Source organism: Pseudomonas sp. A34-9, assembly GCF_029543085.1.
Taxonomy (GTDB): domain Bacteria; phylum Pseudomonadota; class Gammaproteobacteria; order Pseudomonadales; family Pseudomonadaceae; genus Aquipseudomonas.
Window position 1 is genome coordinate 4,488,506 of record NZ_CP119967.1, and the last position, 26,928, is coordinate 4,515,433.

A 26,928-nucleotide genomic window follows, 5' to 3' on the forward strand; every position below is an offset into this window, starting at 1 on the left:
GCCCTCCTCCGAGAGAAGACCGCTTGCCCATGTCTATTTCATCGCCTCGCCGTCCATTGTTACGTTTATTGCTGGCAGGTCTTTGTGCCTGCCTGCTAAGCCCGCTGGCCAGCGCCGATCAGGCCAAACGCCTGCGCATCGGCATCACCCTGCACCCGTATTACAGCTACGTGGCGAACATCGTCGGCGACAAGGCCGAGGTGGTGCCGCTGATCCCCGCCGGTTTTAACCCGCACGCCTACGAACCACGGGCCGAGGACATCAAACGTATCAGCGGGCTGGATGTGATCGTGCTCAACGGTGTCGGTCACGACGACTTTGCCGACCGCATGATCGCCGCCAGCGAAACGCCGAACATCAAAACCATCGAAGCCAACGAAAACGTACCGCTGCTGGCAGCCACCGGGGTTGCCGCACGCGGTGCCGGCAAAGTGGTGAATCCGCACACGTTCCTGTCGATCAGCGCCTCCATCGCCCAAGTCAACAACATCGCTCGCGAGCTGGGCAAACTCGACCCGGACAACGCCAAAACCTACACCCAGAACGCCCGCGCCTACGGCAAACGCCTGCGGCAGATGCGTGCCGACGCGCTGGCCAAACTGACGCAGGCGCCGAACGCCGAACTGCGCGTGGCCACGGTGCACGCGGCTTATGACTATCTGTTGCGTGAATTCGGCCTGGAAGTGACCGCCGTGGTCGAACCGGCCCACGGCATCGAACCGAGCCCAAGCCAGTTGAAGAAAACCATCGACCAACTGCGCGAACTGGACGTGAAAGTGATCTTCTCGGAGATGGATTTCCCGTCCACTTACGTCGAAACGATTCAGCGCGAGTCCGGGGTGAAGCTGTATCCGCTGTCGCACATTTCCTACGGCGAATACACCGCCGACAAGTACGAAAAGGAAATGACCGGCAACCTCAACACCGTGGTGCGGGCGATTCAGGAGTCTGGCGCATGACCTCCAAAGAAACGATCTCGAACGAACTCCAGTCCCCTGTGGGAGCGAGCCTGCTCGCGAAGGCGCCGGATCAGCCAACATCTGCATTGAATGACCCACCGCATTCGCGAGCAGGTCGAATCGTCGCACCGTCGCTCCCACAGACCTGCGGGCCGACGCTTGAATTTGCGCAGGTCAGTCTGACGCTTGGCCGCACAACGATTTTGGATAACGTCACCTTCCAGGTGCAGCCCGGCAGCGTGCATGCCCTGGTCGGCCCCAACGGTGGCGGCAAGAGTTCGCTGATCAAGACCCTGCTCGGCCAGATGCCCCATCAGGGCCAGCTCAGCCTGCAATGGCCCGGCGCACCCGGCACCATCGGTTATGTGCCGCAGGCGCTGGAATTCGATCGCGGCTTGCCGATGACCGTCGACGATTTCATGGCCGCCATGTGTCAGCGACGCCCGGCGTTTCTCGGCTTGAGCAAGCGTTACGCCGGCGCCATTGGCGATGCGCTGGAGCGCGTCGGCATGCAGGACAAACGCAAACGGCGCATGGGCGCGTTGTCCGGGGGTGAGCGGCAGCGGGTTCTGCTCGCGCAAGGTTTGATTCCGACGCCGCAATTGCTGGTGCTGGATGAGCCGATGTCAGCCCTCGATGAAGCCGGGATTCAGGTGTTCGAACGCCTGCTCGGCGACTGGCGCGCGGCGGGCATCACCGTGCTGTGGATCGAGCACGATCTGGAAGCGGTCGGGCGCCTGGCCAATCGGGTCACTGGCCTGAACCGTCGCGTTCTGTTCGACGCCACGCCACAACAGGCGCTGACCCCGGAACGCCTGCTGAGCCTGTTTTCGAACCATCCACGGAGCGCTGCCTGATGAATTACGAAGCCTTTCGTTTGATGGTTCAAGGCTGGGCCTCGTCTGGTTATCTGCCAGAAGCGCTGGCCTACGGTTTCGTGGTCAATGCGCTGCTTGCCGGGTTGTTGATCGGCCCGGTGCTCGGCGGCCTCGGCACGCTGGTGGTGGTCAAGCGCTTCGCGTTTTTCTCTGAAGCGGTGGGCCATGCGGCGCTGACCGGTGTGGCCATCGGCATTCTGCTTGGCGAACCCTACACCGGCCCTTATGGCAGCCTGTTCGGTTACTGCCTGCTGTTCGGCATCCTGCTCAATTACCTGCGCAACCGTACCGGCCTGGCACCGGATACGTTGATCGGCGTGTTTCTGTCGGTGTCGCTGGCACTGGGCGCGAGTCTGCTGTTGATTCTGGCGGGCAAGATCAACGTGCACATTCTCGAGAACGTGCTGTTCGGTTCAGTGCTGACGGTCAACGGCAACGACCTGGCGGTGCTGGCCATCGTCGGCTCGCTGGTCATGGCATTGGCGCTACCGCTGTACAACCGCATCATGCTCGCCAGCTTCAATCCGCAACTGGCAGCCGTGCGCGGAGTGGCGGTGAAGACCCTGGATTATCTGTTCGTGATTCTGGTGACGCTGATCACCGTGGCGGCAGTGAAAGTCATCGGCGCGATTCTGGTCGGTGCACTGCTGGTGATCCCGGCCGCGGCGGCGCGTTTGCTCAGCCAGTCGCTCAAAGGGTTCTTCTGGTGCTCGGTGTTGATCGCCACGGTCAGCACGTTGTGCGGGATTCTTGCGCCCATCGTGTTCGATCTGCCAATTCCGTCCGGCGCCGCAATCATTCTGGTCGCCGGCATTGCCTTTGCCCTCGCCGCCATTGCGCGCGGGGTTGTCCCGAGTCTGAAAGGGAATCTTGGATAAATGACTTTTTCAATTCGCAAACTGACGCTGGCCATGACCCTGTGCGGCGTGGTTTGCACACCGTTGATGGCTGCCGAAAACGGCAAACCGCTGCGAGTGCTGGCCTCGTTGCCGATCACTTATGGCCTGGGCGAAGTACTGCTCAAAGGCACTGACGTGAACCTTGAACGTGCGGCACCGGCGAACTTGCCGGGCAGCCGGCAGAGCGCTTATTTCACCGGGCGCGGTGCACCGGCGCTGAGCAAACTGGCAACCGGCGCCGATGCGGTGATCGGCGTGCGTTCGCTGTGGGCGGATGATCCGCTGTACCCGATCGCCCGTCGCAGCAATATCCGCATCGTTGAAGTCGACGCCGCGCGTCCCGTCGATGGCGGCCTGCCCGGCATAGCCCTGCAACCGGATCTGAAGGTCGATGGCTTGAACAGTCAGCCATGGCTGGCGAGCAACAACATGGGGCGTATGGCCGATGTAATGGCAGCGGATCTGGTGCGCCTGGCGCCCACTGCAAAGCCTGCGATCGAGGCGAATCTGGCGGCGTTGAAGCAGCGTTTGCTGAAGCTCAGCGCTGACAGCGAGGCGCGACTGGCCAGCGCCGACAATCTGAGTGTGATGAGTTTGAGTGATCACTTCGGCTACTTGATCGGCAGCCTCAATCTGGAGCTGATCGGCCAGGATCCACGGCCTGATGCCGAGTGGACGGCTGAGGATCTGAAAAAACTGACGGCGACGCTCAAGGACAATGAGGTGGCGGTGGTGCTGCATCATCGGCAGCCAGCGGATGCGGTAAAAGCGGCGATTGCCGAGTCGGGCAGCCGACTGGTAGTGCTGAGTACCGATGCGGCGGATCCGGTGGCGGAGCTGGAAGGCAATGTGGATTTGCTGCTCAAGGGCTTGAAGGGCTGAAGATCAAAAGATCGCAGCCTTCGGCAGCTCCTACAGAATGTAAACGCTGCATTGTAGGAGCTGCCGAAGGGCTCGGGCCGCGTTCGGACGATCTTTTTTGTTGGCATGAAAAAACCCGCTGACTGTTTCCAGTCCAGCGGGTTTGTTTTTGCCCGACCGCTTATTGCGCGGCAGCCTGCCCTTCCATTTTCTGGCGCAGGCTCAGCGGACGCATGTCGGTCCAGACTTCTTCGATGTAGGCCAGGCATTCCTTCTTCAGGCCGCTCTTGCCCACGGTGCGCCAGCCTTCCGGCACGGCTTTGTAATCCGGCCAGATCGAGTATTGCTCTTCGTGGTTGACCACGACCTGAAAGAGGATGTCCTCGCGGTCGAATACTGACGTCATGCTGGTTCTCCATCGTTGTAAGGTGGGCTGCACGAGGGGTGCAGCCGGGTATGTAGAAAGAACGTTCGGCGCGGCGAAAAATTTACAGCGACGTGGTAGCGGCGGCCAAAGCGCGACCAAAGATTTCGGCAACGCGGTCGATTTCGGCGGCAGTGATCACCAGCGGCGGCAGAAAACGCACCACCGCGCCGTGCCGACCGCCGAGTTCCAGAATCAGGCCGCGCTTGAGGCATTCGCGTTGTACCAGCGGCGCCAGTCGCGCAAACGCCGGCGGATGACCGAGCGCATCGGGTGTGCCGTTCGGCTCGACCAGCTCGACCCCGAGCATCAGGCCACGACCACGGATATCACCCAGTTGCGGGAAGTCGCGTTGCAGGATGCGCAGGTGCTCGCTGAGGCGCTCGCCCATTGCAGCAGCGTGCTCGCAGACCTTGTGCTCAACCAGATAACGCATCACCGCAGAGCCTGCCGCCATGGCCATCTGATTGCCACGGAAAGTGCCGGCGTGCGCGCCCGGTTGCCAGGTATCGAGCCAGTCGCGATAGACCACTACGGCCAACGGCAGGCTGCCGCCGATGGCTTTGGACAACACCACCACATCCGGGGTGATGCCAGCGTGTTCGAAGGCAAACATCTTGCCGGTGCGGGCGAAACCGCTCTGGATCTCGTCGACGATCAGCGCCACACCGGCCTTCTCGGTGATCCGACGCAAGCCGCGCAGCCACTCGATGTCCGCCGGAATCACGCCGCCCTCGCCCTGCACCGCCTCGACAATCACCGCTGCGGGCAGTTGCACGCCGGCTTCGGGGTCGTTGAGCAGATTTTCCAGGTAGCTCAGGTTGGCCTTTACGCCCGCCGCGCCACCGAGACCGAACGGGCAACGGTAGTCATACGGGAACGGCATGAACTGCACGCCATTGCTGAGCAGCGCACCCAACGGCTTTTTCGGCCCCAGGCTGCCCATCATGCTCAACGCGCCCTGGCTCATGCCGTGGTAACCACCGGAGAACGACAGCACGGTGCTGCGTCCGGTCGCCGTGCGTACCAGTTTCAATGCCGCTTCCACGGCATCGGTGCCGGTCGGTCCGCAGAACTGGATTTTTGCCTGCGCGGCCAGCTCAGGTGGCAGCAGGCCAAACAGATCCTGGACGAACTGATCCTTGACCGGCGTGGTCAGGTCGAGGGTGTGCAGTGGCAATTCATCGGCCAGCACCTGCTGGATCGCTTCGATGACTACCGGGTGATTATGCCCCAGCGCCAGCGTGCCGGCCCCAGCCAGGCAGTCGATGAAAGTGCGCCCTTCAACGTCTTCGACATACAGGCCTTTGGCGCGCTTCAGTGCCAATGGAATACGTCGTGGATAGCTGCGCGCGTTGGATTCCTGCCGGGCCTGACGAGCCAGCAATGGCGATTCGTTGAACTGGTACAGCGTTTCGGCCGGCGCCGAGGCAACCCGGGCCGACGACTCTTCGATAAGGCTGGTGGCGACTGACATCTCTCGACCCCTCAATTGGCTATGGATAGTGACCAAAACAGCACACCGGACAGGTGCGCATTCCGATCGTGGGGCGCACTTGCAGGTTTTCCTGTTCTGGAAACGCTTAAGGGGCCTGAGGATTTAGCCCGTGATCGAGTTGTCAGCCCGGCACGGCCAACGACTTGTGCATGGGCAGGCTCTGCAAGCCTTGGTATTCGAGGGGCGGCGCTGACTCGCGATAGCCCAGACGCCGATAAAAAGCACGGCCGGTGTGCGTGCTGTTGAGGTCTGCATGAGGAACACCGCGAACCCGTAACCAGGCCTCCAGATCCTGCATCAGCGCTCGCCCGACGCCCCGACGAAATGACTCTGGCTGGACGTAACACAGCAAAATGTCGCCGCTGGCCCGAGCCATGCCGGCACCGACCGGTTTGTCCGCCAGCAGCGCGATACACAGATAGAAGTGCGGATCGGCGAGCCGGGCACAGATGAAGTCGGCGGATTGCTGACCGATCCAGGTGCTGACGAGAGACGGATCATTACGGTGATCGAGCGCACAACCGATGCGGATCGAACGCTCGATGATGCGGCAGATGATGCCGGCGTCGGCCAGTGTGGCCGGACGAATGCAGATGGGTGCTTCCATGGCGCAGTTCCCTCAATCCATTGAGTCAAAGCTGCGTTGACCTTACCCCCAGCCGGGGCGGATAGCGAACGCCGAGAAGTTACATTTGATGTGTCCGGCGCGATTTCCTGTAGGAGCTGCCGGAGGCTGCGATCTGTCGATTGTGATCCAGAAAAAAACAAGACCAAAAGATCGCAGCCTCCGGCAGCTCCTACAAAGGTGTGGTGAGGTCAGACGGGCTGCAACGGCATGGTCAGTTCGACGCGCAAGCCATCCGGGCGGCTGTCGAAATGCAGGGCGCAGTCACAGCGCTGGACGATCGCCTGGACAATCGCCAGGCCGAGGCCGCAACCGGTGCTTTGGCCGTTGCGCCAGAAGCGTTGGGTCAGGTGTTGCAAGTCATCCGGGGCAATCCCCGGCCCGTGGTCGCGCACGACAAAACGCACGCGGTTGCCAATGGTTTCCAGGCTCAGCTCAACCGCACAGTCCTCAGGCGTATGGCGCAGGGCGTTGTCGAGCAGATTGCGCAGCGCCGCAATCGACAGCACAGCCGGCATCTGCAGCGGTGCAGCAGAAAGCTCAGCCGGCAGTTGCAGTTTGATGCGCAGGCGCTCGCCACCCGTGGCGTCCTGTATCGCCAGGCGTGCCACTTGCTCGGCACTGCATTGCGAGCCGTCATCGAACGACAGACTGCCCTCGACCCGCGCCAGCAACAGCAGTTGCTCAAGGGTGCGATGCAAGCGATCGGCGCCCTCCTCGGCCCGTGCCAGCGACTGATCGCGGGCGTTGCCATCGGTCATGCGTGCGACTTGCAGGTGCGTTTTGATAGCCGTCAGCGGGCTGCGCAGTTCATGCGCCGCGTCACCGGTCAATCGCCGCTCACGCTCGATGGTCTTGCCAATGCGCTGGAACAACTGGTTCTGCGTTTCGAGCAGCGGCTTCAATTCGCTGGGGAAAGTCTGGATCTGCAACGGCTCAAGCGAATCGGCATTGCGCCGCATCAGTGCTTCACGCAGACGGTTGAGCGGCGCCAGCCCCTGGCCGATGCCCAGCCACAGCAGACACAGGCAACCGAGCAGCGCCACGCCCACCGGCACCGACGCCGCCAGCAGGATCGACATGTTCAGGGCTTCGCGCTCGATCTGCCGGTCGGCGGTGGTGATGCGCACATCGCCCCGGGCGAGGGTGAAGCTGCGCCATGGCGCGCCGTCGATCATCTGGTCATGGAAACCCATTTTCTCGGCTTCCAGTGCTTGTTCGGGGTTGTTGTGGCTGCGTGCGAGAATTTCCCCGCGCAAGGAACTGACCTGACACGCCATGCCGCCGGGGATATTCAGTTGTTCGGCACTGAAATGCGTGCCCTCGCCTTTGCTCGGCAGTGTCGGCAACTGCTCCAGCAGCCCGGCAACCATGCGCGCCGACGCCACCAGACGCTGGTCGAGGGAGAACATCATCTGATTGCGCAAGTCACTGAGCATCCAGGCCGCCGCCAGCGCCCAGATCAGTGCAAACGCAGCGCCAAGGGTCAGGCTCAGGCGCAGTCGCAGGCTCATCACTTGCCTTGATCTCCACCGTCAGCCGGGCCGAGGCGATAGCCCAGACCGCGCACGGTTTCGACGATGCCTTTGCCCAGTTTGCTGCGCAGGTGATGGATATGTACGTTCAGCGCGTTGCTTTCCAGCTCATCGTTGAAGCCGTAGACACTGTCCTTCAACTGTTCGGTGGACAGCACCCGACCACGATTGTGCAGCAGCGCCTGCAACAGCGATTGCTCGCGGCGCGACAAGTCCACCGGTTGCCCGGCCAGCATGGTTTCGCGGCTGCTCGGGTCGTACGTCAGCGCGCCGTGTTCGATCAGGTTGACGCTGCGCCCGGCGACGCGACGCAACAGGGTTTGCAGGCGGGCAAACAGTTCACGCAAGTCGAACGGTTTGAGCAGGTAATCGTCGGCCCCGGCCTGCAAGCCGTCGACGCGGTCAGTGACCGCGTCGCGAGCGGTCAGGATCAGCACCGGAATCTCCAGACCGCTCTGACGCAATTGTTGCAGCAACTTGAGGCCATCTTCGTCGGGCAGGCCGAGATCGAGCACCATCACGTCGAATTCGGCGACTTTAAGTATCGCCCGGGCTTTCGACGCGGTGTTGACGTGTTCGACGGTCAGGCCTTGGGCACTGAGCCCCGCAACAATACCGCTGGCGATCAGTTCATCGTCTTCGCAAACCAGTACGTGCATGGGTACTCCGGAAACAAAAAGGCGAGTGAAACAGGCGAGGATTAAGGCGCAATTATGGCCGTCACTGACGTTTACGGGAAGCCGGGCGCAAAAGCCGGGGCTGCCCCCGATTGCGCAAACCGATCGCCACCCGGCATTGAAACTTCTCCCCACGAATAAAGAAACAATTACTCCCTTTGTAAGAATCCTTCGATCATTTAGTTTGCAGTTGGAAATTACCTACAACTTTTAAAGGGACTTAATAAACATGCCTCAACTAAAAAACTTCGTCGCGATCGATTGGCGCTCCGGCCCCGACCGTATTTATTTCTTCTTCAAGGACAGCGACACCTATTCCCGGTTCGACCTCGGTGACAACAAGGTATCTGCCAACTATCCCGCCCCGGTCGCCGATAGCTGGGACCGCTTTGACCCCTATGCCAAAGACTTGCGTTTCGGACTGACAACCACCTCATTCGGCTGGAACACCTCGGCCGATGAAGATATTGCCTGGCTGTTCTTCTATCAGGGAACCACACCCGTGGTGTGTAAATATAATCAGGACAAAGACAAGGTCGATGCCTTCTATAAAGTTGCCGATTCGATCTGGAAGCCGATATTGCCCTACTTCGACAAAATCATCGCCGGCACTTGGTTCCAACTGACCGGTCATCCGTTTCTGTTCAGGTTCATTCTGAACGACGGACACTATCTATCGTTTAACTACAAGGCAAAGACCCTGACTTACAAACGCTTCGGGGATTATCAACTTGGCGCGCTGAAACCGTACAAGGACCGCATCATCACGGCAGCGCAAAATGACCGGACTTTGACCGACAGTTACTGGTACATCTTCCTGACGGACAACCAATATCTGACTTACAACATTCAGTCCGACCGTCTGGTCTCCGGCCCGCAAACCATCAATGACGAGAACTGGCCCGGACTGTTGCGGGGCTGATTGGCCGAAGCCGGAGGGCCTTGTAGGATAGGGTTAATTATCGGTTAATCGCCGCCGCCCATTCTGCGCCTCACTTGCACAGGGACAAGGCTCCTCCATGCGTCGTTTTTTTCTATTATTTGCTCTGCTGATGTCCAGCCTGGCCCAGGCTGGAAACAATCCATTTGAGACAAAACCGGAGTTTCTGCCGGTCGACCAGGCATTCGTGCTCACGTCCGAACGCCTGGAATCCGGTGAAACGCAGTTGTTCTGGCAAATCACCGACGGTTATTACCTGTATCAGAAACGCCTGAAATTCGACGGACTGAATGCAGCACAGCAACCGACGCTCCCCGAAGGCGAATCCCACAGCGACGAGTTTTTCGGTGAACAACCGGTCTATCGCCAAGGGCTGGAAGTGAAAATCCCGGCGGCAGCCACGGGGCAGATCAAGGTCAGCTATCAGGGCTGTGCCGATGCCGGCCTGTGCTATCCGCCGCAAACCCGAGTCATCGACCTGGGGGGCAAAGCGGCAGTGGCCGCAAACGCTGAAGCTCCCGATCAGGCCTTGGCCAGTAGCCTGCAGCAACGGGCGCTGGGCTGGAGCTTGCTGGTGTTTTTCGGCCTCGGTCTGTTGCTGGCATTCACGCCTTGCACATTGCCAATGCTGCCGATTCTGGCCGGCATGGTGGTCGGCAGTGGTGCTACCCCGCGTCGAGGTTTCGCGCTGGCCGGCAGTTATGTGATCTGCATGGCCCTGGTGTATGCCGCGATGGGCGTGATCGCCGCGCTGCTCGGGGCCAACCTGCAGGCGTGGTTACAGAATCCGTGGCTGCTCGGCACGTTCGCGGCGATTTTTGTGGTGCTGGCTTTGCCGATGTTCGGTTTCTTCGAACTGCAATTGCCGGTTGCCCTGCGCGATCGTCTTGAACACGCCTCGCGCAGTCGCAGCGGTGGCAGCCTGATTGGCGCCGGGGTCCTCGGTGCCTTGTCCGGTCTGCTGGTCGGCCCGTGCATGACCGCGCCGCTGGCAGGTGCGTTGTTGTACATCGCGCAGAGCGGCAATGCATTGCACGGTGGTTTGATTCTGTTCTCGCTGGGCATCGGCATCGGTGTGCCTTTGTTGTTGCTGGTGACCGTGGGCAATCGCTTCCTGCCCAAACCCGGTGCCTGGATGAACCTGCTCAAAGGCGTGTTCGGTTTCCTCTTCCTCGCCACGGCGCTGTTGATGTTGCGACCAGTCCTGGATGCATCGTTGTGGTTGGGCCTGTGCGGTGCATTGCTGTTGATCGCGGCGTTCTGTGCCTGGAAACAGTCCGAGGGTTTTGGCCGCGTTGCGCAGATGTTCGGCGCCAGTTCGCTGTTGCTCGGGCTGTGGGGCAGTTTGCTGGTGATTGGTGCGGCGGGCGGCAGCGATGATCCGTATCAGCCGTTGCAGGTGTACAGTGCCGGCCGCGTCAACGCAGCGCTGCCATCGGGTCATGATGCGTTCACCACGATCAAGGAGCTGGCGGCGCTGCAACGCGAACTCGATGCCGCCAAGGCTCAGGGTCAGTGGGTGCTGCTCGATTACTACGCCGACTGGTGTGTGTCGTGCAAAGTCATGGAAAAGCAGGTATTCGGCAAGGACAACGTGATGCAAGCGCTGAGTGATGTGCGTCTGCTCAGGCTGGATGTTACCGCCGACAACGCCGCCAGCCGTGAATTGCTCAGCCGCTACAAGGTGCCAGGGCCACCGAGCTTCGTCTGGATCGGCACCGATGGCGAAGAACGCCGCAGCCAGCGCATTACCGGCGAAGTCGATGCCGAGACGTTTCTGCAACGCTGGACCACCACCCGGGACGCCAATTAATGCTGACCCTGACCCTCGGCACCTTTGCCATCGCGCTTAACCACCTGCTGCTGATCAGTGCCCTGGCACTGGCAACCTTTGTCGGCTGGCGGGTGGCCAAGCGTGGCGGCGATAATCCCGAGTCGGCACTGTTCAGCCTGTTTTTACTGGGCATGCTCGCAGCGCGGGTGGCCTTTGTGCTGCTGTACTGGTCGCACTATCGCAATGATCCATGGCAAATCGTCGATTTGCGTGACGGTGGTTTCCTCGCCTGGCCGGGTGTGATTGTGCTGTTGCTGGCGGCGCTGTATCGCGGCTGGCGTCGCCCGGGTCTGCGTCGCCCATTGGGCTTTGGCGTGGCCAGCGGTGTGGCGTTCTGGTTGCTGGCGACACTGTCGTTGAACATCTACGAACAAGGCACCCGGCTGCCGAACATCGACCTGCGCAACGCTGCCGGGGAAAAGATCCAGCTCAGCGACTATCAGGGCGGTCCGCTGGTGATCAATCTGTGGGCGACCTGGTGCCCACCCTGCCGTCGCGAGATGCCGGTGCTGGAGAATGCCCAGCAACAACGCCCGGACCTGACCTTCCTGTTCGTCAATCAGGCCGAAAGCATGCAGAGCGTGGCGACGTTTCTCGAAACCCAGGGCCTGAGCCTCAATAACGTGCTGTTCGACCGCAGTGGCCGGCTGGGTCAAGCCGTCGGTTCCATGGCATTGCCGACTACGCTGTTCTATAGCCCTGACGGTCGACTGCTGAGCAGCCACCTGGGCGAGTTATCCAACGCCAGCCTGGCTCGCGCGCTGGAAAACTTTGACACCCCGAACCCGAATTCGAACCCGGCCACCGCACCGGCCACCTCTGTAAGGAAACTGCCATGCCCCGCCTCCGCCACCTGCTGACGCTGACTCTGGGCAGCGCCCTGCTGCACCTGCCGTCGGTGCAGGCCGCTGAAGAATTGCCCGCGGCGATCAAGCAGATCGAAGCCAAAGGCGCGAAAATCGTCGGCCAGTTCGATGCCCCCGATGGTCTGCGCGGTTACGCGGCGCAGTATCAGAATCGTGGCATGGCGCTGTACCTGACCCCGGATGGCAAACACGTGTTGCTGGGCAATCTGTACGACGCCGACGGCAAGGACCTGAGCAGCGAGCCGCTGCAAAAACTGGTTTACGCGCCGATGGCCAAGGAAGTCTGGGCCAAGTTCGAGACCAGCAACTGGATTCAGGACGGCAACAAGGATGCGCCGCGCACGGTGTACCTGTTCAGCGATCCGAACTGCCCGTACTGCAACATGTTCTGGGAACAGGCGCGACCATGGGTCAAGGCCGGCAAGGTGCAATTACGTCACATCATGGTCGGCATCATCCGCGAGGACAGCCCGGGTAAATCGGCGGCGCTGCTGGCAGCGAAAGATCCGGCCAAGGCCCTGGAAGATCACGAAAAGGCTGGCAAGGGCAGTTCGCTAAAAGCGCTTAAGGATATTCCAGCGGCCGTGCAGAGCAAATTGGCAGCGAACATGCAGTTGATGGAAGACCTCGATTTGCAGGCGACGCCGGCAATCTTCTATATGGATGACAAGGGCGAGCTGCAACAGCAGCAAGGCGCGCCGTCGCCGGACAAGTTGGCGAAGATTCTCGGGCCTAAATAAGCAAGATCAAAAGATCGCAGCCTGCGGCAGCTCCACATGGGAACGCGTTTTCTGTAGGAGCTGCCGCGGGCTGCGATCTTTTCAATGGCGCTCAGCCAGGAAGGCGAGCAACGCCTCGGTGACAAACTCAGGATTCTCCAGATTGGAGATATGCCCCGCCTCCGGTACCAACGCCCACGGACAACCGATCAGCTCGGCCATTTCCTGCGTTTCCGACGGTGGTCGCGGTTTGTCCTGATCGCCACACAGCACCAGCGTGGTCGCGGCATTCAATTCGCCCAGCCGTGGCAACAAGTCATCACGGCCAAAGGTGATACGCCCCATCGGCACAATGCTTTCGCGCAGGCGATCCGAAGAGTACGCCGCCAGTTTCGCGCGAAAATCCTGATACAGCGCCGACTGCGGGTCGATGCCGGGCCGAAAGAAGATCGGTACGACGATGTCGAGCAACTGCTCGGAGATTTCGCCGCTTTCTTCGATTTGCTTGAACAGCGAGAAGTAGTATTGACGGGTAGGCTCGGGTTCGACGCCAACGTAAGTGTCCATCAGCACCAGACCGTTGATCCGCTGCGGTGCCGACAACGCCAGACGCGCGCCCCACATGCCGCCGACCGACAGGCCAACCAGCGTGACCCGGTCGATGTCCAGATGGTCGAGCAGGGCCTGCGCCTGACTGGCGATGTCGTCCAGCGATGTCGTGCCTTCAGGCAACCGTCCCGACTCACCGTGGCCCCACAGATCCAGCGCAATCACCCGATAGTGCGGCGATAACGCGGCGATCTGCGGCGCCCACATGGCCTGATCCCACAAGTAGCTGCCAGCCAGCAATACCGCCGGGCCTGTGCCTTGATCAATGTAGTGCAGCGCTTGTCCGTCCACCGTGAAAAAAGGCATCGACCACCCCCGCGACAAAAAAGAGAACCGGCAGACTGAGCTGCCGGTTCTTTATCGTCAACCTTGGAAATGTACATGAATGTACCGGCCTCATCGCGAGCAGGCTCACTCCTACATTTTGGAATGCGTTCCCCTGTAGGAGTGAGCCTGCTCGCGATGAGGCCATTGCAGGCGCTAAAGAACTAGAAGCCCTCCAGCTCCGCCATCAGATCATTCAACCGATCAACCTTCTCCTCGGTGATATCACTCGCCGCCAGTCCATCGATGTACTCGGCCAATTCCTCCACCGTGCTGCACTCGAACATCGCCCGCAGCGGCACATCGCGTTGCAGGGTTTTCTGCACACGCGAGGCGATCTGTGTCGCCAGCAACGAATGCCCGCCCAATTCGAAGAAATTGTCACGCACACCAACCTGCTCGGCCTTCAGAACCTCAGCCCAAATATCCGCCAAGGTCTGCTCCAGCTCATTGCGCGGGGCCAGATAATCCTGACTTTGCAACTGGCCGATCTCCAGCGCCGGCAGCGCTTTGCGATCGAGTTTGCCATTGGCATTGAGCGGCATCTGCTCAAGCCACAACCAGTGCAGTGGCACCATGTATTCCGGCAGCTCGGCGCGCAGGCGCTGCTTGATCCGCTCCAGGCGTTCGCCAGGATTCAGCGCGCAATCAGCTGCGACCAGATAGCCGACCAAGTGTTTGCCATTGACACCTTCCTGCACCCCGACCGCGCCATCGCGCACTTCTGGCTGTTCATGCAGGCGCGCTTCGATCTCACCCAGCTCGATGCGGTAACCGCGAATCTTCACCTGATGGTCAATCCGGCCAACGTATTCCAGCACACCGTCGCTGCGCCGCCGCGCCAGGTCACCGGTTCGATACAGACGCTCGCCCGGGGCGCCGAACGGGTTCGGCACAAACACTGGCGCAGTGCGCAGCGGATCGCTGACATAACCACGACCGACGCCCGTGCCCGCCACGCACAACTCACCCACCGCGCCCAACGGCACCAGTTCCAGCGCGCCATCGACCAGGTACAGCAAGTTGTTGTCGGTCGGCGTGCCGATCGGCAGATAACTGCCGCGCGTCGACGCCATGTCGACACGGAAGAACGCCACGTCATCCGAGCATTCCGCCGGGCCGTAAGCGTTGACCAGACCGATGTCCGGGTAACGCAGCAGCCATTGGTGCGCCAGCTCCGGCGGCATCGCTTCACCGGTCGGCAACATCCAGCGCAAGCCATCGAGGCTCAGGCGATCCGAGGCCAGCATGCCCTGAATCAGCGACGGCACGCTTTCCAGCACGGTGATGCCTTGGTCCTGCACATGCAGCAGCAGACCTTGCGGATCGTGGGCGATGGTGTTCGGCACGATGTCGACCCGTGCGCCAAACAACGGTGCAGCGAGGAACTGCCAGACCGAAATATCGAAGCTTTGCGAAGCGGTCTGCGCGATCACGTCGGCGTCGCTCAGGTTCAGGTACGGCACCTTGCTCAACTGGTTATTGAGCATGCCGCGCTGCTCGACCATCACGCCTTTAGGCAGGCCGGTCGAGCCCGAGGTGTAGATCACGTAGGCAAGGTTGTCCGGGCCGCTGTAAATGCCCAGGTTCTGCGCCGATGTCGCCGCTGCCTGAACCTCTTCCCACACCAGCAGGCGTGGACGATTGGCGCAGCTGAATTCATCCAGCAACGTCTGCGCCTGTGCACGGCACGCTTCGCTGCAGACCAGCACCGGCGTGCGGCTCAGCTCGATGATCCGTTGCAGGCGCTGACTCGGCAGGCCCGGATCCAGCGGCAGATAACCGGCACCGGCCTTGAAGCTACCAATGATCATGCCGAGCAGGTCGAGATTACGCTCGGCCAGCAACGCCACCGGTTGATCCATCTGCACCCCGGCCGCGAGCAGTGCATGGCCGAGGCGGTTGGCGTTGTGGTTCAGCTCGGCGTAGCTCTGCTGCTGATCAAGGCACGTAGCGGCGATGCGCTGCGGATGCGCGGCAACCTGCGCTTCGAACAGCGCAACGTAGCTCTGCTCCAGCGGATATTCGTGCTCACTCTGGTTGCAACCGTGGAGCAAGAAGTCCTGCTCTTCACTGCCCAACAGCGGCAGATCGGCCATGTCGCCATGGAAACCATCGACCAGCGCCAGCAGCAGACGCTTGAACTCGCCAAGCATGCGCTCGATGGTCGATTCGTCGAAGTAGCGCTGGTCATACGACAGATGCAGACCAAGGTCATCGCCCGGATAGCACACCGCCGTCAGCGGGAAGTTGGTGTGGGTTCGCCCGGAGTCCGAGGTCGCGTTGAGACTCTGCGCGCGGTCCAGAACCGACACTTCCACCGGGGCGTTTTCGAAGACGAACAGGCTGTCGAACAGCGGCTGGCCTTTGGGCAATTCGCTCTGTTCCTGAATGTTAACCAGCGGCAGGTATTCGTACTCGCGCAGTTGCATGTTGCTGTCGAGCAAAGCGCTGAGCCACTGACGCACGCTGCTGCGTTCATCGTCAGCCGGCATCTGCACCCGCAGTGCAATACTGTTGATGAACAGGCCGACGGTGCGCTGCATTTCCGGCATTTCCACCGGACGCCCGGCCACGGTCACGCCGAAGAGCACGTCACGATCACCACTCATGCGGCGCAGCACCAAGGCCCACGCCGCTTGGGCGAACGTGTTGATGGTCAGTTGATGGGCCTGCGCCAGTTCCCGCAGGCGCGCACCGTCCTCGACATTGAGGCGGGTGTAGCGGTCGCCGACGACCATGCCGCCGCTTTCACCGGCGTGCTCACGCAGGAACGGACGGTCGCTTGGAATCGGCGTGGTGCGCTCAAAGCCTCGCAGGTTCTGCTGCCACCACTGCCGCGCTTCGGCCAGGCTCTGACGTTGCAGCCAGCCGATGTAATCGCGATAACGCGGCGGCACGGCGAGTTGCGCTTCACGCCCCTCACCCAACGCGGTGTAGATCTCGAAGAAGTCGTTCATCAGCAACGAGCGGCACCACGCATCGATGAGGATGTGGTGGTTGCTCATCATGAACCAGTAACGCGCCGCGCCGACCTTGATCAGGCGCAGGTGGAACGGCGCCTGATTGAGCAGATCGAAACCGGCCTCGCGCTCGCTTTTCAGCAGCGCTTGCAGCTTCGGTTCTTGCTCGGTTTCGGCGATGGCACTCCAGTCCAGATACTCGATCGGCGTGCGGCTCGGGGTGTGGATCACTTGCAGCATGTCTTCACCGACGTTCCAGCAGAACGAGGCACGCAGCGCTTCATGGCGGGCGATCACTGCTTGCCAGGCCTGAGCGAAACGCTCGGCGTCGAGTTCGCTGTTGATGCGGTAGCGATCCTGCATGTAGTACAGACCGGTGCCCGGTTCGAGCAAGGTGTGCAGCAGCATGCCTTCCTGCATCGGCGTCAGCGGATAGACGTCTTCGATGTGCGCGGCTGGCACCGGCAAGGCATCGAGTTGCGCCTGAGTCAGTTTCGCCAACGGGAAGTCCGACGGCGTCAGGCCACCGGCCTCGTCTTGCAGGCAATGGGCAATCAGGCTTTGCAGCTCACCGAGGTAAGCGTCGGCCAGATCGTTGATGGTCTGCGTGTCGTAACGCTCGGCGCTGAAGGTCCAGCGCAGGAGCAATTCACCGCCGTAAACCTGGCTGTCGACACTCAGTTCGTTCGGCAATGGTGCCTGCGGATCGTGGGCAGCACCGACCGCTTCATCGAGCGGACGGAACAGCGCATCGCTGCCAAAGCTCTGGTCGAACTGGCCGAGGTAGTTGAAGGTGACCGGCGCATGCGGCAGCGCGGCCATGCTGCGCTGGCTGAGGTCGTCGGCGAGATAACGCAGTACGCCGTAACCCAGACCTTTGTGCGGCACCGCACGCAATTGTTCCTTGATCGCCTTGATCGAAGCACCCTGCCCCGCAGCCTCTTCGATGTTGTGCGGGGTCAGGCGCAGTGGGTAAGCGCTGGTAAACCAACCGACGGTGCGGGTCAGGTCGATCTCGTCGAACAGGGTTTCGCGACCGTGGCCTTCCAGTTGAATCAGCGCCGATGGTTGACCGCTCCAGCGGCACAACACGCGGGCCAGTGCCGTCAGCAACAGATCGTTGACCTGGGTGCGATAAGCGCTCGGCGCCTGTTGCAGCAGTTGTCGGGTGTGCTCGGCATCGAGCCGCACGCTGACGGTTTGCGCATGACGATTCTGCTGACCACCCTGCGGATTTTCACAAGGCAGATCGGCGTTCGGACCGGCCAGTTGGGTCTGCCACCAGTTGAGTTCTTCGCGCAACGATTCGCTGCCGGCATAAGCCTGCAAACGCGCGGCCCACTCCTTGAAGGCACTGGTTTTCGCCGGCAGTTTTACCGCTTGTTCGGCGTCGAGTTGGCGATACACGGATTGCAGGTCGTCGAGCAACACGCGCCACGAAACACCGTCGACTACCAAGTGATGGATGGCGATGAACAGACGTTGCTGACCTTGCGGCCCATCGACCAGCAAGGCCCGCAACAGCGGACCGTTTTCCAGGTCAAGACTGCGCTGGGCATCGGCAAACAGCGCTTCGCACTTGTCCATCGAGGTCACGCGCACTTGCCACAACACGGGCGCATCGGACACCGGTTGATGCGTCGCTTGCCATGCTCCGCCGACCTCGCTGAAGCGCAGACGCAAGGCATCATGCTGCTCGATCACCGCCAGCAACGCTTGCTCCAGACGATGTGGTTCGAGGGTCACAGTCGGCTCCAGCAACAACGCCTGGTTCCAGTGCTGACGCTCGGGGATTGCAGTGTCGAAGAACCAGTGCTGAATCGGCGTCAGACGCGACTCGCCGGCCACCAGTCCTTGCTCGGCAGTCACCTGCTCGGTGCGGCTGGCCACGGCGGCGAGGGTCTGCACCGTCTGATGCTGGAACAGATCACGCGGGCTGAAATGAATGCCCTGCTGGCGCGCGCGGCTGACCACTTGAATCGACAGAATCGAGTCGCCACCCAGTTCGAAGAAGTTGTCGTTGAGGCCGACCTGTTCGACGTTGAGCACCTCGCACCAGATCTGCGCCAGGGACTGCTCCAGCTCGTTACTTGGAGCAACGTAGTCCTGACGATTCAGTTCCGGATCCGGCGCCGGCAACGCGCGGCGGTCGAGTTTGCCGTTGGCGGTCAGCGGCATGCTTGCCAGCAGGATCAGATGCGTCGGCACCATGTAATCCGGCAGTTGGCTCTTGAGATGCGACTTCAGCGCTTCGCGCAGTTCGGCTTGTCTGGCTTCGTCTTGTTCGGCGATCTCGGTGACGAGGTAGCCAACCAATTGCTTGCCGCTCGGCGCATCCAGCGCCAGCACTACAGCTTCGCGGATCGAATCGTGATCGAGCAGACGGGTTTCGATTTCGCCCAACTCGATACGGAAACCACGGATCTTCACCTGATGGTCGATTCGCCCCAGATACTCCACCAAACCATCGGCGCGCTGGCGCACCAGGTCGCCAGTGCGGTACATGCGCCCGCCATCAGTGGCGAACGGGTCAGCGACAAAGCGTTCGGACGTGATGCCCGGACGATCGTGGTAGGCCTGCGCCAGCCCGGCGCCACCGACGAACAATTCACCGGTCGCGCCTTGCGGCACCAGCGCCAGATCGGCGTCGAGAATGTACGCCACGCGGTCGCCGATCACACTGCCGATCGGCACACTGCCGGCTCCCTCTTCCAGCACTTCCGGGGCCAGACTGGCCAGTGGCATGACCACGGTTTCGGTCGGGCCGTAGGCGTTGAAGAACAGGCTCGGTTTGAAGGCTGCACGAATCCGTTGCAGATGTTCGCCGGTCAGCGCTTCGCCGCCAGTGATGATCATCCGCACCGGCAGAATTTCATTTTGCGTCGCAAGGAACTGCGCCAACTGGCTGCCGTAGCTCGGGGTAAAGCCGAGCACGTTGATTTTATGCGTGCGGATCAAGCCGCAGATTTCTTCCGCGTCCCACTGACCTTGTGCACGCAGCACCACCTGCGCACCGCTGAGCAGCGGCACCAACAGACGCTCGGTCGCCGCATCGAAGTTGATCGAATAGAAGTGCAGTTCGCAGTCATCCGGGCGCATGCCAAACCGCTCGATCACGGCTTGGCAGTGCATGGCGATTTCGCCGTGAGAGACCACCACGCCTTTCGGCTTGCCAGTCGAACCCGAGGTGTAAATCAGGTAGGCCTGATGTTGCGGCAGGCTGATAAACGGCAACTCGCTGGGCGGATACGCGGCGAGTGCTGCGCTGTCTTCTTCCAGGCACCAGCGCGCCACGCCTGGCGGCAGATCGCCGAGGGCTGTGAACATGGCGCGATCACTGAGCAGCAAGCCGATGCGGCTGTCTTCGATCATGTAATGCAAGCGGTCGAGCGGGTATTCCGGGTCTAGCGGCACGTACGCACCGCCGGCCTTGAGAATCGCCAGCAGGCCGATGACCATTTCCAGCGAACGCTCCAGCGCCAGGCCAACGCGCACTTGCGGGCCGACGCCACGTTCACGCAAGGCCCAGGCCAGACGATTGGCGCGGGCGTCGAGTTCGGCGTAGCTCAGGGTCTGCCCGGCAAAGGTCAGCGCAGGTGCGTCTTGGCGCGCCAGCGCTTGTTCGGCGAACAGATGATGGATGCACTGGTCGAGACGATGCTCGCCCGGCTCGACGCCAAGGCTGTCGAGCAGGTGTTGTTGCTCCGCAGCGTCGAGCAGCGTCAATTCGCTGAGGCGCTGTTGCGGATCGGCGATCAGCGCTTCGAGCAGGTTGCGCCAATGTTTGGCCATGCGCGCGATGGTCGGTTCATCGAACAAATCGGTGCTGTAGGTCAGGCAGCAACCGAGGCGATGGTCGAGGTCAGTGACTTCCAGGTTGAGGTCGAACTTGGTCGCCCGCGCATCGTTGGCCAGGTACTCGACGGTCATGCCGGCGAGCATGCGGCTCTGTTGGAATTCCCAGCGCTGCACGTTGCACATCACCTGGAACAGCGGGTTGTAGGCGGCACTGCGCGGCGGCTGCAAGGCTTCAACCAAATGATCGAACGGCAGGTCCTGGTGCGACTGACCTTCGATCACGGTGTGGCGCACCTGCTCGAACAGTTCGCCGACCGACATCATGCCGTCGAGCTGGCAACGCAGTACCTGGGTGTTGAGGAACGCACCGATCAGCCCTTCGCTTTCCGGCCGGATGCGGTTGGCCACCGGCGCGCCAATGCGCAGATCGGTCTGGCCGCTGTAGCGGTAAAGCAGCGTGGCGAGCGCGGCGGTCATGGTCATGAACAGGGTCAGACCGTTTTGCGCGTTGAACGCACGAACTCGCGCGGCAAGATCGTCGCTGAGATCGAAACGGAACAGTTCGCCCTGATGGCTTTGCACCGGCGGACGCGGGCGGTCACCCGGCAACTCCAGCAATGGATGTTCACGACCGAGTTGTGCGGTCCAGTAATCGAGTTGGCGCTGACGCTCGCCGGATTCCAGCCAGTTGCGCTGCCAGACGCTGTAGTCGAGGTACTGCACCGGCAGCGGTTCCAGCGGCGAATCGCGGTCATCGACAAACGCTTCGTACAACGCGCTGAGTTCGCGGGCGAAGATATCCATCGCCCAGCCTTCGGTAACGATGTGGTGCAGGGTCAGGACGAAGTAATGCTCGTGCTCGGCAGTCTTCACCAGACAGGCGCGCAGCAGCGGACCGCTTTCCAGATCGAACGGCAGATGCGCCTCTTCGTCGGCGAATTGCTGAACTTTTTGCTCACGCAGATCGGCGGCAAGTTTCGAGAAATCCTTCCAGCCCATGCGCACGCCGGTTTCGGCATGCACCTGCTGACGCGCAACGCCGTCGACACTCGGGAACGTCGTGCGCAGGGTTTCGTGGCGCAGGATCAGCGCTTGCAACGCCGATTCGAAACGCTCGACATGCAATACGCCACGCAGGCGCGCCATGCCGCCAACGTTGTACGCCGGGCTGTCCGGCTCCATCTGCCAAAGGAACCACATGCGCTGTTGCGAGTACGACAACGGCACCGGTTTGCTGCGATCAGCCTTGTCGATCGGCGGCTGTTTGTTGGTGCGGCCGCTGGCCTGGATCCGGCGGATCTGCTCGGCAAAAGCACCCAGTTCGCTGTGCTCGAACAACGCGCGCAGCGGCAGCTCGACGTCGCAGGCCTGACGGCTGCGCGAGATGATTTGCGTGGCCAGCAGCGAATGACCGCCGAGGGCGAAGAAGTCGTCGCGCAGGCCAACTTGCGCCAGGCCCAGCACTTCGCGCCAGATCGCGGCGATCTGTTGTTCCAGTTCGGTAACCGGTTCGACGTGTTCACGCACTTGCCATTGCGGTTCGGGCAAGGCACGGCGGTCGAGTTTGCCGCTCGGGCTCAGGGGCATTGCGTCCAGACGCATCAGTTGCGCCGGGACCATGTATTCCGGCAGCTCGGCGGCCAGCGCGGTTTTCAGGCGGGTGATTTGCTCGTCGGCAACTGCGCTCGCATCGGTGGCGGTGAAGTAGCCGATCAGTTGCGCGCCGGCAGCGGTTTCGCGCACCAGCACCACGGCTTGGGCGACGCCGTTCTGGGCGAGCAGACGCGCTTCGATTTCTTCCGGTTCGACGCGGAAACCACGCAGTTTGACTTGCTGATCGAGACGGCCGAGGTATTCGATCACGCCATCGCAGGTCCAGCGCGCACGGTCACCGGTCCGGTACAAACGGGCGCCCTGCTCGCCCAGCGGATCGACCACAAAACGTTCCGCGGTCAACGATGGACGGCCAAGGTAACCGCGAGCCAGGCCGATACCGCTGATGCACAGCTCACCCGGCACGCCGGCCGGCACCGGATTGAGATCGGCGTCGAGCACGCGGCAAATCACATTGCCCAACGGACGACCGATCGGCGAACGTTCGCCATCAGCAGCGGTGCAATGCCAGTGGGTAACGTTGATCGCAGTTTCGGTCGGGCCATAACGGTTGTGCAGTTGCACCGCCGGCAGTTGCGCGAGAACGCGGTTGCGCAGTTCAGCCGGCAGCGCTTCACCGCCGGAGAATACCCGGCGCAGGCTGGTGCATTCGGCACTCAGCGGTTCGTCGATGAACAGCGCCAGCAGCGGCGGCACAAAGTGCAGCGTGGTCACGCCATACTGCTGAACCAATTGGGCGATGCGGTGCGGATCGCGGTGTTCTCCAAGACCTGCGATCAGCAGACGCGCGCCAGTGATCAGTGGCCAAAAACACTCCCACACCGACACGTCGAAACTGATCGGCGCTTTTTGCATCAGCACATCCGTTTCATTGAGCGCATAAGCACTCTGCATCCATTGCAGACGTTCAGCCAGTGCCGCGTGAGTGTTGCCGACGCCTTTCGGCTGGCCGGTGGAGCCGGAGGTGTAAATCACGTAGGCGAGGTTGTCGCCGTGCAGGTGCAGACCCGGTGCCTGGCTCGGCCAGTTTTCCAGGTGCAGCGCGTCCATGGCGATCACGCTGACGCCGTCGCTGGCCGGCAAACGGTCGAGCAATTCGGTCTGGGTCAGCAGCAGTTCGACGCCGCTGTCGCTGAGCATGTAGGCCAGACGATCGGCCGGGTATTCCGGGTCCAGCGGCACATAGGCGCCGCCGGCCTTGATGATCGCCAGCAGACCGATCAACAGTTGTGGCGAACGCTCGGCGGCGATAGCCACGCAAACGTCCGGGCCGACGCCTTTGTCGCGCAAATAGTGCGCGAGACGGTTGGCCTGAGTGTGCAGTTCAGCGAAATCGAGGCTGCCACCGTCCCACACCAGCGCAGTGCGTTCCGGGGTTTGCCGCAGCTGTTCGTTGAGCAGTTCCGGCAGCCATTGCTGCGCCGGGATGCACGGTGCGACGCTCCAGTTTTGTTGCTGGTCGTGTTCGCCGACGGTGAGCAGCTGCAGGTCGCCAATGGCTTGCTCCGGGCGTTCGCAAACGTCGCGCAACAGGTTGCTGAAGTGCTCGGCCAGACGCGCAATGGTCGTGGCATCGAACAGTTCGCTGGCGTAGTCGAACGACAGCGTCAGGCGACCGTTACGGTCTTCTTCACTGTGCAGTTGCAGGTCGAACTTGGCTTCGCGGCTGTGCCACGGCAACTCTTCGGCGAGCAGACCGGGTAGACGCTTGAGCGCACTCAAATCTCGTTGCTGGTGGTTGAACATGACCTGGAACAGGCCCTGTTCACGTGCCTGCGGAAAGGCTTCGAGCAATTGTTCGAACGGCAGATCCTGATTCGCTTGCGCACCGAGTGCGGCTTGACGGGTCTGGCCCAGCAGTTCGACGAATGACAGGCGCGAATCGATTTGCGCACGCAGCACTTGAGTGTTGATGAAGAAACCGATCAAGCCCTGGGTTTCCAGGCGCGGACGGTTGGCATTGGGCACGCCGATGCGGATATCGCGCTGACCGCTGTAACGGTGCAGCAGGCTCTGGAATGCCGAGAGCAGCAGCATGAACGGTGTTGCCTGGTGCGACTGAGCCGTGTTGCGGATTGCATCGCTGAGGCTGGCACCGAGTCGGACAGTGTGGCGCGCGGCACTGTGAACATGCTGCGCTGAACGCGGATGATCAGTGGCCAGCTCCAGGCTCGGGTGCTCGTCGCCCAACTGCGCTTTCCACCAGGCCAGTTGCCGCTCACCCTCGCCTTGCGCCAGCCATTGGCGCTGCCAGCTGCCGTAGTCGGCGTACTGGGTTGGCAGAGGCGCGAGGTGGGCGGTCGTCCCTTGCGAGGCGGCGGCGTAAAGGCGCGAGAATTCATCGATCAATACGTTCAGTGACCAACCGTCGGCGATGATGTGGTGCAGGGTCACCAGCAGTTGGTGATCTTCGTCGTCGAGACGCACCAGCGTCACCCACAGCAGCGGGCCTTTTTCCAGGTCGAACGCGGTGCGCGCTTCGTCCTCGCGGATGTGCTGAGCGCGGGCTTCTCGTTCATGCGCCGGCAGGTCGCTGATGTCGATCAGTCGCAGATTGAATGCGGCGGCGACATCGACTTGCTGCAGGGCTACGCCGTCGCGCTCGAAGAAGCGTGTGCGCAGCGATTCGTGGCGCTCGATCAGTTGCTGGAAGCTGGCGCGCAAGGCGTCTTCGTCCAGTTCGCCACGCAAACGCAGGGCACCGGGAATGTTGTAGGCGCTGCTCTGCGGGTCGAGTTGCCAAGTGATCCACAGACGGTTTTGCGCCAGCGATTGCGGCATCGGCTCGCTGCGCGACAACGCGGTGATTGCACCCTGGGCGCTGCCGCCGTCCTGTTGCTGTTGCGCCACAGCAGCGGCGAATGCGGACAACGTTGGTGCTTCGAAGAGCAGGCGCAAGTTCAGCTCAAGGCTGAGTTCTTCGCGTACTCGGGCGATCACTTGCGTGGCGGCAATCGAGTTGCCGCCGAGCAGAAAGAAGTGATCGTCGGCGCTGACCTGTTTGAGGTTAAGTTGCTCGGCCCAGATCTTGCCGATCAAGGCTTCGAGTTCCGAAGCGCTGGTGGTCGCTTCCTGAGTGTCGGGCGTGGTCGACGGGAACACCGCGTAGCTGTCGAGGCTGCCATCGGCCAGACGATTGCGGCACGCCGAGCGCTGCAACTTGCCGCTGGAGGTTTTCGGCAAGGCGCCAGGATTGAGCAGTACGACGACGCTCGGCGCCTCCTGATAAGCCTCGGCCACGGCTTGGCGGATCGCTTTGATCAGTGCTTCCGGCGGCAGGATTTTCTGTACGCTGCGGCTGATTTCCGCCGCGATGCCGATGCCTTCTTCGCCGTTCTGATTGATCGCGAAGGCAGCGACGCGGCCCTTGCGCACCACTTCCACTTCGTTCTCGACGGTCTTCTCGATGTCCTGCGGATAGAGGTTGTGGCCGCGCACGATCAGCATGTCTTTCAGGCGACCGGTGACGAACAGTTCGCCGTCACGCATAAAGCCCAAGTCACCGGTGCGCAGCCAGGTGCGGCCGGCGTGCTGGACGAAGGTCTTGGCGCTCGCTTGCGGATTGCGCCAGTAGCCGAGGGCGATACTCGGTCCGGTGGCCCAGACTTCGCCGACAGCGCTGTCGGCCAGTTCAACGAGCGTGTTCGGCTCGACGATGAGCACCGCGTGCTCCGGCTGGCTGATGCCGCAACTCATGATCGGGCTGCCCTCGCCCGGTTCGGCGCGGTTTTGCGCCAGCGCCTGATCATCCACGCGCAGTGCCGGAATGCCGGTGCCGCGCGGGGTGCCGGCGACGAATAGCGTCGCCTCGGCCAGACCGTACGAAGCCATGAAATTGTCGGCGCTAAAACCACACGCGGTGAACTTCTCGGCGAAGCGATCGAGGGTGTCGAGACGGATCGGCTCAGAGCCGGAATAGGCCACGCGCCAGCGGCTCAGGTCGAGGCGTTCAAGTGCCGACTCGCTGACGCGCTCGCTGCACAGGCGATAGGCAAAATCCGGCCCGCCGCTGATGGTCCCGCCGTATTGGCTGATCGCTTCGAGCCAGCGCAATGGGCGGCCGAGGAAATACGCCGGCGACATCAGGATGCACGGTACGCCGCTGAAGATCGGCTGCAACAGACCGCCGATCAGACCCATGTCGTGATACAGCGGCAACCAGCTGACGATCACGTCGTCCGGGTTTACATCGATACCGAAACCATGCCGGATCAGCAGTTCGTTGGCGACCAGATTGCCGTGACTGACCTGCACGCCTTTAGGCAACGCGGTGGAGCCGGAGGTGTATTGCAGGAAAGCGATATGGTCTTGCGGCAGGCCAGGTTCAACCCAGTTTTCTGCCAGCGTTCGGTCGAGGGTATCGACACACAGCAACGGCGGCGCGCCTTCGATCTGCTGCAAGGCGTCGCGCAGGTCGGCGCTGATCAACAGCAGACGCGGTTCGGCGTCGGCAATGATCGACAGCAAACGCTCTTGATGATGACGACGCGCGGACTCCGGCGGATAGGCCGGCACCGCGATCACACCGGCGTACAGGCAACCAAAAAACGCCGCGACGTAATCCGGGCCACTAGGGAACAGCAGCACCGCACGATCGCCGAATTCCGCCTGGGCCTGCAACGCGGCCGCAATGGTGCGCGCGCGTTCATCCAGCTCGCGATAACTGAGTACCACAGCCTGCTCTTCGTTTTCAGCGAGAAAACGCAAGGCCAGTTGATCCGGCGTCAGGGCCGCGCGGCGCTGGAGGGCTTGGACCAGGGTGCTGGGGAGTTCGAACGCGTCGGTCATGAGGTTTCCTGCCTGAATTCGGCTTGCTAATGGAATCGGGTTACTGCGTCACGCCCCGCGAAGGGCCTGCTGGGCGCGGTCTGTGCCGACCGCGCAAGGCGCTGGAATGCTGTCTGG

The 26,928-nt window shown here is 61.7% G+C and carries 15 protein-coding genes; 8 read left to right on the top strand and 7 right to left on the bottom strand.

All coding sequences use genetic code 11. The annotated features are described in order from the left end of the window. The first annotated feature begins 29 nt into the window (after positions 1-29). From P3G59_RS19960 to P3G59_RS19975, 4 genes are read left to right on the top strand one after another with little or no spacing between them, the layout of a single operon-like run. Entirely contained in the window at positions 30-959 is a 930-nt protein-coding gene (locus tag P3G59_RS19960) for a metal ABC transporter substrate-binding protein (RefSeq protein ID WP_277758662.1), read from the top strand. Then, positions 956-1,816 (top strand): metal ABC transporter ATP-binding protein, encoded by an 861-nt coding sequence (locus P3G59_RS19965; RefSeq protein WP_277758663.1) that lies wholly within the window; start codon positions 956-958, stop codon positions 1,814-1,816. Before P3G59_RS19960 ends, P3G59_RS19965 begins: the two co-directional genes overlap by 4 nt. Beyond that, complete coding sequence (locus tag P3G59_RS19970) at positions 1,816-2,715, top strand: metal ABC transporter permease (RefSeq protein ID WP_252874860.1); 900 nt, start codon at positions 1,816-1,818, stop codon at positions 2,713-2,715. The genes P3G59_RS19965 and P3G59_RS19970 overlap by 1 nt, the downstream gene beginning before the upstream one ends. Next, entirely contained in the window at positions 2,716-3,618 is a 903-nt protein-coding gene (locus P3G59_RS19975; RefSeq protein ID WP_277758664.1) for a zinc ABC transporter substrate-binding protein, read from the top strand. A 160-nt stretch (positions 3,619-3,778) separates the two neighbouring features. On the opposite strand, the gene P3G59_RS19980 is transcribed toward P3G59_RS19975, so the two are convergent. From P3G59_RS19980 to P3G59_RS20000, 5 genes are all read right to left on the bottom strand, one after another. Then, entirely contained in the window at positions 3,779-4,003 is a 225-nt protein-coding gene (locus tag P3G59_RS19980) for an MbtH family protein (protein ID WP_003226665.1), read from the bottom strand. Between the two features lie 82 nt (positions 4,004-4,085). Beyond that, positions 4,086-5,498 carry an aspartate aminotransferase family protein gene (locus P3G59_RS19985; protein WP_277758665.1) on the bottom strand — a complete coding sequence of 471 codons (1,413 nt, stop codon included), beginning with the start codon at positions 5,496-5,498 and terminating at the stop codon, positions 4,086-4,088. A 142-nt stretch (positions 5,499-5,640) separates the two neighbouring features. Then, positions 5,641-6,126: a GNAT family N-acetyltransferase gene (locus P3G59_RS19990; RefSeq protein ID WP_277758666.1), complete on the bottom strand. Its 486-nt coding sequence runs from the start codon at positions 6,124-6,126 to the stop codon at positions 5,641-5,643. 209 nt (positions 6,127-6,335) lie between these two features. Beyond that, complete coding sequence (locus P3G59_RS19995) at positions 6,336-7,658, bottom strand: ATP-binding protein (RefSeq protein WP_175553649.1); 1,323 nt, start codon at positions 7,656-7,658, stop codon at positions 6,336-6,338. Then, positions 7,658-8,338: a response regulator gene (locus tag P3G59_RS20000; protein WP_277758668.1), complete on the bottom strand. Its 681-nt coding sequence runs from the start codon at positions 8,336-8,338 to the stop codon at positions 7,658-7,660. Before P3G59_RS20000 ends, P3G59_RS19995 begins: the two co-directional genes overlap by 1 nt. Before the next feature lie 247 nt (positions 8,339-8,585). On the opposite strand from P3G59_RS20000, the gene P3G59_RS20005 reads away from it, so the two are divergent. From P3G59_RS20005 to dsbG, 4 genes are all read left to right on the top strand, one after another. Continuing rightward, a complete protein-coding gene (locus P3G59_RS20005) occupies positions 8,586-9,278 on the top strand; it encodes a hypothetical protein (RefSeq protein ID WP_277758669.1) in 693 nt (230 codons plus the stop codon). Between the two features lie 97 nt (positions 9,279-9,375). Next, positions 9,376-11,109 carry a protein-disulfide reductase DsbD gene (gene dsbD, locus P3G59_RS20010; RefSeq protein WP_277758670.1) on the top strand — a complete coding sequence of 578 codons (1,734 nt, stop codon included), beginning with the start codon at positions 9,376-9,378 and terminating at the stop codon, positions 11,107-11,109. Then, positions 11,109-11,990 (top strand): TlpA disulfide reductase family protein, encoded by an 882-nt coding sequence (locus tag P3G59_RS20015; protein WP_277758671.1) that lies wholly within the window; start codon positions 11,109-11,111, stop codon positions 11,988-11,990. The genes dsbD and P3G59_RS20015 overlap by 1 nt, the downstream gene beginning before the upstream one ends. Next, positions 11,966-12,736, top strand: coding sequence for a thiol:disulfide interchange protein DsbG (gene dsbG / locus P3G59_RS20020; protein ID WP_277758672.1), 771 nt, complete (start codon positions 11,966-11,968; stop codon positions 12,734-12,736). The genes P3G59_RS20015 and dsbG overlap by 25 nt, the downstream gene beginning before the upstream one ends. 81 nt (positions 12,737-12,817) lie before the next feature. On the opposite strand, the gene P3G59_RS20025 is transcribed toward dsbG, so the two are convergent. Together P3G59_RS20025 and P3G59_RS20030 are read right to left on the bottom strand one after the other, a co-directional pair. Next, on the bottom strand, positions 12,818-13,630 hold the full coding sequence (locus P3G59_RS20025; protein WP_277758673.1) for an alpha/beta fold hydrolase: 813 nt from the start codon (positions 13,628-13,630) through the stop codon (positions 12,818-12,820). A 182-nt stretch (positions 13,631-13,812) separates the two neighbouring features. Next, complete coding sequence (locus P3G59_RS20030; RefSeq protein ID WP_277758674.1) at positions 13,813-26,811, bottom strand: non-ribosomal peptide synthetase; 12,999 nt, start codon at positions 26,809-26,811, stop codon at positions 13,813-13,815. Positions 26,812-26,928 lie beyond the last annotated feature (117 nt).

What these genes read in the sequence shown, in the direction of transcription:
- P3G59_RS19960 (WP_277758662.1), top strand. Translation starts at nt 30, where the DNA reads ATGTCTATTTCATCGCCTCGCCGTCCATTGTTACGTTTATTGCTGGCA.
- P3G59_RS19965 (WP_277758663.1), top strand. Translation starts at nt 956, where the DNA reads ATGACCTCCAAAGAAACGATCTCGAACGAACTCCAGTCCCCTGTGGGA.
- P3G59_RS19970 (WP_252874860.1), top strand. Translation starts at nt 1,816, where the DNA reads ATGAATTACGAAGCCTTTCGTTTGATGGTTCAAGGCTGGGCCTCGTCT.
- P3G59_RS19975 (WP_277758664.1), top strand. Translation starts at nt 2,716, where the DNA reads ATGACTTTTTCAATTCGCAAACTGACGCTGGCCATGACCCTGTGCGGC.
- P3G59_RS19980 (WP_003226665.1), bottom strand. Translation starts at nt 4,003, where the DNA reads ATGACGTCAGTATTCGACCGCGAGGACATCCTCTTTCAGGTCGTGGTC.
- P3G59_RS19985 (WP_277758665.1), bottom strand. Translation starts at nt 5,498, where the DNA reads ATGTCAGTCGCCACCAGCCTTATCGAAGAGTCGTCGGCCCGGGTTGCC.
- P3G59_RS19990 (WP_277758666.1), bottom strand. Translation starts at nt 6,126, where the DNA reads ATGGAAGCACCCATCTGCATTCGTCCGGCCACACTGGCCGACGCCGGC.
- P3G59_RS19995 (WP_175553649.1), bottom strand. Translation starts at nt 7,658, where the DNA reads ATGAGCCTGCGACTGCGCCTGAGCCTGACCCTTGGCGCTGCGTTTGCA.
- P3G59_RS20000 (WP_277758668.1), bottom strand. Translation starts at nt 8,338, where the DNA reads ATGCACGTACTGGTTTGCGAAGACGATGAACTGATCGCCAGCGGTATT.
- P3G59_RS20005 (WP_277758669.1), top strand. Translation starts at nt 8,586, where the DNA reads ATGCCTCAACTAAAAAACTTCGTCGCGATCGATTGGCGCTCCGGCCCC.
- dsbD (WP_277758670.1), top strand. Translation starts at nt 9,376, where the DNA reads ATGCGTCGTTTTTTTCTATTATTTGCTCTGCTGATGTCCAGCCTGGCC.
- P3G59_RS20015 (WP_277758671.1), top strand. Translation starts at nt 11,109, where the DNA reads ATGCTGACCCTGACCCTCGGCACCTTTGCCATCGCGCTTAACCACCTG.
- dsbG (WP_277758672.1), top strand. Translation starts at nt 11,966, where the DNA reads ATGCCCCGCCTCCGCCACCTGCTGACGCTGACTCTGGGCAGCGCCCTG.
- P3G59_RS20025 (WP_277758673.1), bottom strand. Translation starts at nt 13,630, where the DNA reads ATGCCTTTTTTCACGGTGGACGGACAAGCGCTGCACTACATTGATCAA.
- P3G59_RS20030 (WP_277758674.1), bottom strand. Translation starts at nt 26,811, where the DNA reads ATGACCGACGCGTTCGAACTCCCCAGCACCCTGGTCCAAGCCCTCCAG.